This window comes from Kineococcus sp. TRM81007, from assembly GCF_022669155.1.
In the GTDB taxonomy this organism is placed as follows: domain Bacteria; phylum Actinomycetota; class Actinomycetes; order Actinomycetales; family Kineococcaceae; genus Kineococcus.
This window is the reverse complement of the sequence record NZ_JALBVB010000056.1, coordinates 412,876-422,571: the sequence shown is the minus strand read 5'-3', so window position 1 is coordinate 422,571 and position 9,696 is coordinate 412,876. Positions and strand designations below refer to the sequence as shown.

The 9,696-nt window shown below is 75.4% G+C and carries 9 protein-coding genes; 3 read left to right on the top strand and 6 right to left on the bottom strand.

Annotation, left to right across the window (positions count from 1 at the left end):
- Positions 1-31: 31 nt before the first annotated feature.
- Positions 32-1,573 carry a helix-turn-helix domain-containing protein gene (locus MN205_RS16180; protein ID WP_255820034.1) on the bottom strand — a complete coding sequence of 514 codons (1,542 nt, stop codon included), beginning with the start codon at positions 1,571-1,573 and terminating at the stop codon, positions 32-34.
- Between the two features lie 130 nt (positions 1,574-1,703).
- Here MN205_RS16180 and MN205_RS16175 point away from each other — a divergent pair, with 130 nt between their 5' ends.
- Both MN205_RS16175 and MN205_RS16170 read left to right on the top strand, forming a co-directional pair.
- Complete coding sequence (locus tag MN205_RS16175) at positions 1,704-3,623, top strand: phosphoenolpyruvate carboxykinase (GTP) (protein ID WP_374115959.1); 1,920 nt, start codon at positions 1,704-1,706, stop codon at positions 3,621-3,623.
- A gap of 82 nt (positions 3,624-3,705) precedes the next feature.
- On the top strand, positions 3,706-5,376 hold the full coding sequence (locus MN205_RS16170; protein WP_242129492.1) for an alpha-amylase family glycosyl hydrolase: 1,671 nt from the start codon (positions 3,706-3,708) through the stop codon (positions 5,374-5,376).
- Positions 5,377-5,426: 50 nt separating this feature from the next.
- Here the strand turns inward: MN205_RS16170 and MN205_RS16165 are convergent, their stop codons facing one another.
- The 4 genes from MN205_RS16165 to MN205_RS16150 are packed head-to-tail and all read right to left on the bottom strand — an operon-like array spanning position 5,427 to position 8,593.
- On the bottom strand, positions 5,427-6,521 hold the full coding sequence (locus tag MN205_RS16165) for an oxygenase MpaB family protein (protein ID WP_242129120.1): 1,095 nt from the start codon (positions 6,519-6,521) through the stop codon (positions 5,427-5,429).
- A 52-nt stretch (positions 6,522-6,573) separates the two neighbouring features.
- Entirely contained in the window at positions 6,574-6,879 is a 306-nt protein-coding gene (locus tag MN205_RS16160; RefSeq protein ID WP_242129119.1) for a DUF1622 domain-containing protein, read from the bottom strand.
- The gene (locus tag MN205_RS16155) at positions 6,876-7,295 is read right to left on the bottom strand and encodes a DUF1622 domain-containing protein (protein ID WP_242129117.1); all 420 of its coding nucleotides are present in this window, start codon (positions 7,293-7,295) and stop codon (positions 6,876-6,878) included. Before MN205_RS16155 ends, MN205_RS16160 begins: the two co-directional genes overlap by 4 nt.
- Positions 7,292-8,593, bottom strand: coding sequence for an aminotransferase class I/II-fold pyridoxal phosphate-dependent enzyme (locus MN205_RS16150; protein WP_242129114.1), 1,302 nt, complete (start codon positions 8,591-8,593; stop codon positions 7,292-7,294). Before MN205_RS16150 ends, MN205_RS16155 begins: the two co-directional genes overlap by 4 nt.
- A 244-nt stretch (positions 8,594-8,837) precedes the next feature.
- Between MN205_RS16150 and MN205_RS16145 the strand changes: the two genes are divergently transcribed.
- Positions 8,838-9,242 (top strand): STAS domain-containing protein, encoded by a 405-nt coding sequence (locus MN205_RS16145; RefSeq protein WP_242129112.1) that lies wholly within the window; start codon positions 8,838-8,840, stop codon positions 9,240-9,242.
- Positions 9,243-9,284: 42 nt separating this feature from the next.
- On the opposite strand, the gene MN205_RS16140 is transcribed toward MN205_RS16145, so the two are convergent.
- Positions 9,285-9,692: a hypothetical protein gene (locus MN205_RS16140; protein ID WP_242129110.1), complete on the bottom strand. Its 408-nt coding sequence runs from the start codon at positions 9,690-9,692 to the stop codon at positions 9,285-9,287.
- Positions 9,693-9,696 lie beyond the last annotated feature (4 nt).

The window sequence follows — 9,696 nt, the reverse complement described above, 5'->3', positions numbered from 1 at the left end:
CCGTGCAAGATCACGGTGGGGAGGGGCGGGGTCAGCCCGGGGAGCCGGTGGCGTCCGGGCGGGGGGCGTGGGAGGTGAGGAACTCGTACACCTCGACGTCGTCGACGCCGGGGAACCGGCCCGACGGCAGGGGTGCGAGGGTCTGGGCGTGCAGGCGCGCGCTGGGCCAGGCGGCGTCGGCCCAGCGCTCCTCCAGCTGCGCGGCCGGCCGGCGGCAGCACGAGGCGTCGGGGCAGCTGCTGCGGCGGCGCACGCGCGTGTCGCGCCCGCGGAACCACTTGGCGTGCGCGTACGGCACCCCGACGGTGATGGAGAACCCGCCGTGCTCGGTGGAACCCGTCTGGCTGGAGCACCAGAACGTCCCCGCCGGGGTGTCGGTGTACTGGTAGTTCTCGGTGGTGCGGTTGCGGACGTCGAACACGGTGCGCGCCGTCCACTCCCGGCACACCGGCTGCCCCTCGATCGCACCGGAGGCGTCCTGCGGGAACGGGACCCCGTCGTTCTCGTAGCCCCGGTACAGGGCACCGTCGTCACCGACGCGCAGGAAGTGCACGGGGATCCCCAGGTGGGAGGTGAGCAGGTTCGTCAGCCGGTGCGCGGCGGCCTCGTGGGTCACCCCGAAGGCGTCGCGGAAGTCCTCCACGGCCAGGTCCTTGTCCGCCTTGGCGGCAGAGAGGAACTCGACGGCGGCGCTGCGCGGCAGCAGGCAGCCGGCGGCGAAGTAGTTGATCTCCAGGCGCTGGCGCAGGAACTGCGTGTAGCTGGCGGGGCGCTCGTGCTGGAGGATCCGGTGCGCGATCGCCTGCAGGGCCAGCGACCTGAGGCCGTGGCCGCCGGGGATGGAGGCGGGGGGCAGGTAGATGCGCCCGTGCGCCAGGTCCGTGACCGTGCGGGTGGAGTGCGGCAGGTCATCGACGTGGATGATGGAGAAACCGAGTTCCTGCGCCATGCGGGCCACCTGCCGGTGGGTGAGGGCACCGACGGTGTACCCGGCGGCGCGGACCATCTCCTCCGCCAGTTCCTCGATCTCCGGGAGGTGGTTGTCGACGGCCCGCATCAGCAGCCGGATCTCGGTGTTGGCGCGGCGCGCCTCCTCCGGCGTGGCGTTGGAGGCGTCGTGGCGGCGGGCCAGTTCACCGTGCAGCGCGACGAGGGCCTCCAGCGCCTCGGTCGGCAGCTTGCTGCTGGGGGCGACGCGCGGCAGTCCCAGGGAGCGGAACAGCGGGCTGCGCTGGGCCTGCTCGAGCTCGATCTCCAGCGCCGCCCGCCGGTTGGGCGGCGGCGCGGGGTCCAGCAGGTCGGCGGGGGTGGTGCCGAGGGCCTCGGCGACGGCGGCGATGAGGGACAGGCGGGGTTCGCGCTTGCCGTTCTCCACCTGCGAGAGCAGGGACTGCGCCGTGCCGACGGCCTCACCCAGCTGAGCCAGGGTCAGGCCGCGCGCGCGGCGGTGGTGACGGATGCGGCGCCCCACGGACAGGGCGTCCAGGCCCCGGCGGCCCGGGGGCTCGCCGGCGGACGTCTCGGACAGCGGCTCCAGCGCCGCGACGCGCAACGGGGACACGGACTTCACCATAGGTGAAGAAGGCCCGATCTTCACGGGAACCGCTCCTTGTGGGGCCTTGGACGAGAGCTCCATCGTGAAGTCACGAGGCAAGCCACCGCACCACCGCCGATCGCGAGGAGCCGCCGCCGTGACGACCGAGATGACCCCTGGCGTGACCGTGGACCCGACCCGGGACCGCACCCCCCAGCCGCCGGTGCCGGCAGCGCGAGAGCGAACGGGCGCGGCGGGCGACCCGCGCCTGGAGGGTCTCCCGACGCGGAACGGCGCCGTGCTGAGCTGGGTGCGCGACACCGCCCGCCTCACGCAGCCGGACGAGGTCGTCTGGTGCGACGGTTCGCAGGCGGAGTTCGACCGGCTGACGGCCCTCATGGTGCGATCGGGAACGCTGGTCCCGCTGAACCCCGAGAAGCGTCCCGGCAGCTTCCTGGCCCGCTCCGCCCCCGGTGACGTGGCCCGGGTGGAGAGCCGGACGTTCATCGCCTCCCGCCGCCGCGAGGACGCCGGCCCGACGAACAACTGGCGCGAACCGGAAGCGCTGCGCGAGGAACTGGCGGGCGTGTTCGCCGGGTCCATGCGCGGGCGCACCATGTACGTGGTGCCGTTCTCCATGGGGCCCGTCGGCGGACCGTTCTCGCGCCTGGGGGTGCAGATCACCGATTCCCCCTACGTCGTGGCCAGCATGCGCACGATGACGCGGATGGGCTCCCGGGCGCTGGCGGCGATCACGCCCGGCACCCCGTTCGTGCCGGCCGTGCACAGCGTCGGGTTCCCCCTGGTGGACGCCATCGGCCGCTCCCGCGAGGACGTTCCCTGGCCGTGCAACGACCTGAAGTACGTCGCCCACTTCCCCGAGACCCGGGAGATCTTCTCCTTCGGTTCCGGCTACGGCGGCAACGCGCTGCTGGGCAAGAAGTGCTTCGCACTGCGCATCGCCTCCGCGATGGCCCGCGAGGAGGGCTGGCTCGCCGAGCACATGCTCCTGGTGAAGGTCACCAGCCCGGAGCAGGAGGTTTTCCACCTGGCGGCGGCGTTCCCCTCGGCCTGCGGCAAGACGAACCTGGCGATGCTGCGCCCCACGCTGCCGGGCTGGCGCGTGGAGACGATCGGCGACGACATCGCCTGGATGCACCCCGGCCCGGACGGCCGGCTGCGTGCGCTCAACCCCGAGGCCGGGTTCTTCGGCGTGGCACCGGGCACCGGGTGGTCCACGAACTCGGCCGCCATGGAGATGCTGCGCGAGGACGTCATCTTCACCAACGTCGCGCTCACCGACGACGGCGACGTCTGGTGGGAGGGCATGACCGACGAGCCGCCCGCGCACCTGACGGACTGGCAGGGCCGGGACTGGACGCCGGACTGCGGCCGTCCCGCCGCCCACCCGAACGCCCGGTTCACGGTGTCGGCGAAGCGGTGTCCCTCGATCGCCGAGGAGATCGACGCACCCGACGGCGTCCCCGTCGACGCGATCCTCTTCGGGGGCCGGCGCGCCGGCAACGTGCCGCTGGTGGCGGAGGCGCTGGACTGGGGCCAGGGCGTGTTCATGGGAGCCACCGTCTCCAGCGAGCGGACCGCCGCCGCCGAGGGCGCGGTGGGCGAACTGCGCCACGACCCGTTCGCGATGCTGCCCTTCACCGGGTACCACATGGGCGACTACTTCGCGCACTGGCTGTCGATGCGCGACCGCGTGGCGGCGGCGGGCCTGCCGCGCGTGTACTCGGTGAACTGGTTCCGCCGGGGTGGGGACGGCCGGCTCCTGTGGCCGGGCTTCGGGGAGAACTCCCGCGTGGTCGAGTGGATCTGCCGCCGGCTGGAGGGGACGGCGGGCGCGCGGCACACCCCCCTGGGCAACGTGCCCGCCGACGGCGCGCTGGACCTCGACGGGCTGGACCTGGCCGAGCAGGACGTCGCGGAGCTGTTCGCCCTCGACCCGGCGGCGTGGCTGGCCGAGGTCGACCACCTCGAGGAGTACTTCGCGCGCTTCGGGGCCCGCCTGCCGGACGAGATCACCGGCCACCTGGCCCTGCTGCGGTACCGCCTGTCCGCCGGGCAGGCCGTCTGACCCACCGCCGTCGCGCCCCGCCGGGCACCGGGCTCGCCGGTGGGGCGCGACGGCGGTGCACCTCCCCGCGCGCGTCGGCATGATGGGGACGGTGAGCGATACCGACACCACCCCCGCCGCGCCGTGGTGGCGCGACGCCGTCATCTACCAGGTCTACCCGCGCTCGTTCGCCGACGGCGACGGCGACGGCCTCGGCGACCTGCCGGGCATCACGTCCCGCCTGCCGCACCTGGCCGACCTCGGGGTCGACGCCGTCTGGCTGTCCCCGGTGTACCCCTCACCGCAGAAGGACGCCGGGTACGACGTCGCCGACTACCGCGGCATCGAGCCCGTCTTCGGCACCCTGGCGGACTTCGAGGCGCTGTCGGCGCGCGCCCACGAGCTGGGCCTGCGCGTGGTCATGGACCTGGTGCCGAACCACACCTCCGCGGACCACGCCTGGTTCCGCGAGGCCCTCGCCTCCCCACCGGGGTCCCCCGCGCGCGCCCGGTACGTCTTCCGGGACGGGCGCGGGGCGTCGGGCGAGCTGCCGCCGAACTCGTGGCGCTCGGTGTTCGGCGGCTCGGCGTGGACGCGCGCGACGGAACCGGACGGTGCCCCGGGGCAGTGGTACCTGCACCTGTTCGACTCCAGCCAGCCGGACCTGGACTGGTCGAACCCGGAGGTCCACACCGAGTTCGAGGACGTGCTGCGGTTCTGGCTGGACCGCGGCGTCGACGGTTTCCGCGTGGACGTGGCGCACGGGCTCATCAAGGCCGAGGGCCTGCCCGAGTGGGACCACGACCAGGAGCTGCTCAACGGCTCCGCGGCCTCCGGCGAGCGGCCGCCGATGTGGGACCAGGAGGGCGTGCACGAGATCTACCGCGAGTGGCGGCGGGTGCTGGACTCCTACGACGGCGAGCGCATCCTCGTGGCCGAGGCGTGGGTGACGCCGCCGGAGCGGCTGGCGCGCTACGTGCGCGGCGACGAGATGCACCAGGCGTTCAACTTCGACTACCTGCGCGCACCGTGGCGGTCCGGTGAGCTCAAGCGGGTCATCGACGCCACGCTCCAGGCGCACGAGGTCGTCGGTGCGCCGGCCACCTGGGTGCTCTCGAACCACGACGTGGTGCGTCACGCGAGCCGGCTGGGGTACCCGGCCGGTGGCGAGCCGACCTCGGGCGTGGGCCCGGACGACCCGCAGCCGGACGCGGAGCTGGGGCTGCGCCGGGCGCGCGCGGCGACGCTGTTCATGCTGGCGCTGCCGGGCGGGGCGTACGTGTATCAGGGCGAGGAGCTGGGGCTGCCGGAGGTGACGACCCTGCCGGCGGAGGTCCGCCAGGACCCGGCGTTCGCGCGCACGGGCGGTGAGGACCGCGGCCGCGACGGTTGCCGCGTGCCGATCCCGTGGGAGGGCGACGCGCCGTCGTACGGGTTCGGGCCGGGAACCGCGTCGTGGCTGCCGCAGCCGCCGGAGTGGGCGGAGCTGTCGGTGGCGGCGCAGACGGGGGTGGCCGGTTCCACCCTGGAGCTGTACCGCAGCGCGCTGGCGGTGCGGCGCGAGCGTGCGCTGGGCCGCGGTGAGCTGGAGTGGGAGGCGGAGCTGACCGGCGGAGACGTTCTGGCGTTCCGCACCCGCGGCGTGCTGGTGGTGCTGAACCTGTCGGCGGAGCCGGTCGCGGTGCCGCCGGGTGCGCACCCGCTGCTGGTCAGCGGTGAGCTCGCGGACGGGTCGGTGCCCACCGACACCGCCGCCTGGTTCGCACTGGGCTGACGCGACGCCGCCCGGCGGGGCGGCCGGGGACGTGCCCGTCCCCGGCCGCCTCAGCGGGCGAACCCTGCCGGTCCGCCGTCCAGCGCGAAGGCGCGCGTGGCCTCGACGTTGGCCCGCACGACCCGGTCCCAGGCGACCGCGTCCCGCCGCAGCAGCCGCCGCCGCACGCGGGTCAGGGCGACCAGGGGGCGCAGGGCCGCTGCGGCGGTGGCCGAGCGGGGCACGCCGAGCTGGTCCGCCAGGTCGTCCCCCAGCATCGCGCGGCAGGCGGCGCGCACCATCGGTCCGGCGAGGCGCCCCGGGACGGGGGTGAGGTCGGCGAGCGCCCCGGCCAGCGCGTCCAGCCCGGCGCGGGTCAGGCGCCGGGAGTCCTCGCTCGGCGGCCCGGTGACGGCGGCGATGCGCTCGGCGAGCAGTTCCGCACCTGCGCGGTCGACGGCCCCGGCCAGCAGCCGCCGGTCGATGCCGAGCAGCAGCCCGAGGTGCCGCCAGTACGCGTACAGCGAGTCCTCCTCGGCGCCGGTGAGGTCCAGGCCGAGGGCGGCGTCGGCGCGCATCGTCACGAGGGTGAAGTCCAGCCAGGTCCGCGCCAGGTCCACCTGGTGCAGCGGCACGGGACCGGCGCCGCCGGCGGTGCGGCGCACCGAGCGGCGCACCCGGGCGTGGACGAGCCGCACCTGCGCGGTGGCGACGTAGCCGGGCTCCCCGCGGCGCAGCCAGCCGGGCACCAGGGCGGCGGCGTTCCACCGCCCGGTGTCGGTGACCCGTTCCAGGGCGCGTCCGGTGAGCTCACCGGTGCCGACGAGGACGGCGGCGGTCCGCGGCGGGGCGTAGGAGTGGATCAACGCCGCGGCCCCGAGGTCGAGGACGTGCTCGGCGGGGCTGATCGTGAAGTGCGGCAGGGACGCGCGCTCGAGCAGGTGGTCGGGCGCGGTGTCGGTGAGGGCCTCCAGCTCCGCGAGGAACGCGGCGAGGGCCGGCGCGCCGGGCAGCTCCCCCAGCGCCTCGCGCCCCTCGCGCAACCCCCGCTCCAGCAGGTGGCGCTGCTGCGGGTGGGCGGTGAGCTCGTCGACGAGCGCGTCGGCGAGCGGGTCGCCCACCCCGCTCAGCTCGGTGATGAGCGCGTCCAGCCCAGCGGCGTCCACGTGTCCTCCCCCGTCGTCCGCACCGTACCGACCGCTGCCGGTGCCCGCGCCGTCAGCGGCCGGCGTCGCGGGCCCCGGCCTGCGCCGGCCGGGGTCCGCGCCAGGCGTCGCCACCGGTCCGCAGGCCCCGGCTGATCAGGTGGCGCAGGGCCACCACGGCGGCCGCGGTGGCCAGCTGCCGCCACGTCTGGTCGGCGCTCAGGCGCAGCAGGCCGGCCGCCAGCAGCAGGTCCAGCCCGACGCCGAGGGCGAGCGCGGGGCGGCGGGTGCGCAGCAGCACCGCGGCCGCCGCCACCAGCGCGGCCCCGGCCAGCCCCAGGGACAGCAGCACCGGGAGTTCCCCCGGCGGCCAGCTCACCGCCCGTGCTCCGGCGCCGTCCGCCCCGCGGGCGGGTCGTCGTGCCCGGCGTGCTCCCGGTCCTCGGCGACCTGCCGCCGCTCCTCGGCGATCTCCTTGGACAGGAAGTAGTTCAGGGCCGTCCTGATGGCCGCCACCACCGCCAGTTTGCCGAGCTCCTCGAAGCTGGGCGCCACGGCGGTGCGCAGCACGTCGCTGGCGAGCTGGAACTCCAGGCCCAGCGCGAGGAACCGGCCCAGGGTCAGGCGCACTGGCACGAACCGCCGCGCGCCGCCGCCGCGCACCGCCACGGCGACGAAGCGGATGAACGCCCACACGGCGCCGACGGCGATGACGATCGCCCCGCACGCCTCGACGAGCGTGACGAGGAACCCGACGGCCTCCCGCAGCAGCTCCTCGGCCTCCTCGGCGTTCACCGCGCGCTCACCCGGCGACCACGCGCAGCGCCTTCATCGACGGGGTCGGCCGCGTCGGGCACGAGCATCCCGGCGGCGGCACCGGTGGTGAGGTAGTCCACCACCTGCTGGTCGACGACCTCGCCGGGCGCGAGCACGGGCACGCCGGGCGGGTAGGGCGAGAAGAGTTCGGCGACGACCCGGCCGACGGCGCCCTGGATGGGTACCCGCTCGGCGCGGGCGAAGAACGCGTCCCGGGGGGTCATCGCGGTGCGCGGTTCCAGCGCACCCGGCTGCGGCAGCCCGGTCTCCGGCTGGCGCTCGATCTCGCCGCTCTCGGCGGTCAGGCGCCGCAGCGACTCCACGAGCCGCCGCTCGGTCTCGTCGTCGTCGGCGTGGGTGAGGCGCACCCCGATGCGGCAGGCGTCGGCGGAACCGGCGTCGACGTGGCAGTTCGCGCGCAGCCAGTCGCCGGCCTGGTAGCCGCTGATGCCCAGCGGGCGCACGTCGATCGTCAGGGCGAGCGGGTCGAGGTCGAACGCGCCCTGCGGGCGCACGACCTCGCGGCCCACGAGGTCCAGCCCGTCGATGCCGTCGACGGCGGAACGCACCCGCGCGGCACGCTCGAGGGCGCTCCCCAGGAGTTCGCGGCCCTGCTCCACCACCTGCCGGCGCCAGCCGTCCAGGGTGAGGTGGACCAGCGCGGAGGAGCTGGTGGTGCCCAGCAGGTCCTCGCGCTCCTTCAGGACGTCGGGGTTCACCAGGTCGCCCTGCAGGTGGAACACGGAGCTCTGCTCGATGGCGCCGCCCGTCTTGTGGACGCTGGTGACGACGACGTCGGCTCCGGCGTCCGTGCCCCAGGAGGGGAGGTCGGGGTGGAACGGCAGGTGCGCGCCCCACGCCTCGTCGACGATGAGCGGGACGCCGAACGCGTGGCACACCTCGGCGGTGCCGGCGATGTCGGCGCAGGTGCCCCAGTCGGTCGGGGAGATCAGCAGCTTCTCCCCCGGCCCGGCGACGGAGATCACCGCGGCCTTGACGGACAGCGAACTGCCGCAGGTGGAGAAGAACGCCTTCCTCGTGCCCACCGCGTCGGCCATGAGGTCCTCGGCCTGCGAGACCACTCCCTGCGACTCGCGCCGGTCGTCCCGGCCGTTGAGGCTCAGCGCGTCGGAGGCGAAGACGCCCTCACCGGTGAGCTCGACCAGGCGCGGGTCCGCGCCGCGGCCCTGCTTGTGGCCGGGCGGGCCGTAGACGACGTCCCTGCGCTCCTGGAAGGCGGCCAGCGCCTCCAGCACCGGGGCGCGCGAGTGGTCCACCGCGTGTTCCCTCCCTGTCGTCGGGTGCCGGGCGCGTCCGCGCCCGCACCCGGGGCGGTACCCGGCGGCGGTCGGACCATGCGCCCGCCGCCGGGTACCGGACGAGGACGGTCGGGGGGGCGGGAATTCCGCTCCCGCAGGGGTCGTTCTACGTGCCGGCGGGTCCATCAGCGGGCCGAGACCGCCCGCGACCGATCGGAACCCCCTGCACCCTCTCCCCGTCCTCTCCGTCCGTCGCCGTTGGGTGGGGGTCGTCAGCGTCGTCAGCGTCAGCGGTGAGCTGGACGCCGCGGCCGTCGAGCCCCTGACCGCCGGGGTCGCCGCCGCCCTGGCCCGGTCCCGCAGCGTCGTCGTCGACCTGTCCGGCGTCACCTTCGTGGACTGCCACGCGATCGGTGCCCTGGTGCGGTCGCAGCGCGACGCCGACCGGCGCGGCGGGCGGTTGCGGGTGGCGGCGCTGTCGGACCAGGCGCAGCGGGTGTTCACCGTCCTCGACCTGCACGGCGTCCTCGGCGGGGACCGGGACGTCGCCGCCGAGTGCCGGGCAGCGATCGGCGGACCTCCTCCCCCCGTCGAGCGGACCGGCTCGCCGGAGCCACCGGCCGCCCCGCACGCACCCCTCGGCGTGCCGGCGCCCGCGGCCGCCTGACGGACGCCGGGGTGCGTGGGTGGTGGCCCCCACCGCGCCGGCTCACGGGACCGTGTAGCCGACCGCCCGGACCCGCACCTCTCCCCGGGAGGGGTCGGTGCCGAAGACCAGCACGGCGCGGCGGTGGCTCTGCGGTGGCACGTAGGGGACGGTGGCGTTCGCCTGCGACAGGGTCGTGCCGCCGCTCGTCACCTCGCCGGAGAGCTGGACGCTGCGCGCGGTGCCACCGCCCTCGTTGAGCACGTCGACGGTGGTGGCGAAGCCGGCCGGTGTCCGCTGGACGTCCACGACACGGACCTGCAGCCGGGGACCGTGGTCGCGGGCGGTCCCCTGGTACCCGAGGAAGCCCAGGAGGGTGAGCACCAGGGCGGCCCCCGCGGCCCCCAGCGCCCACTCCAGCCGCTGACCGGCGGACCGGCCGCCGCCGCCGTCGTCGTGATCCGGACTCACGGCG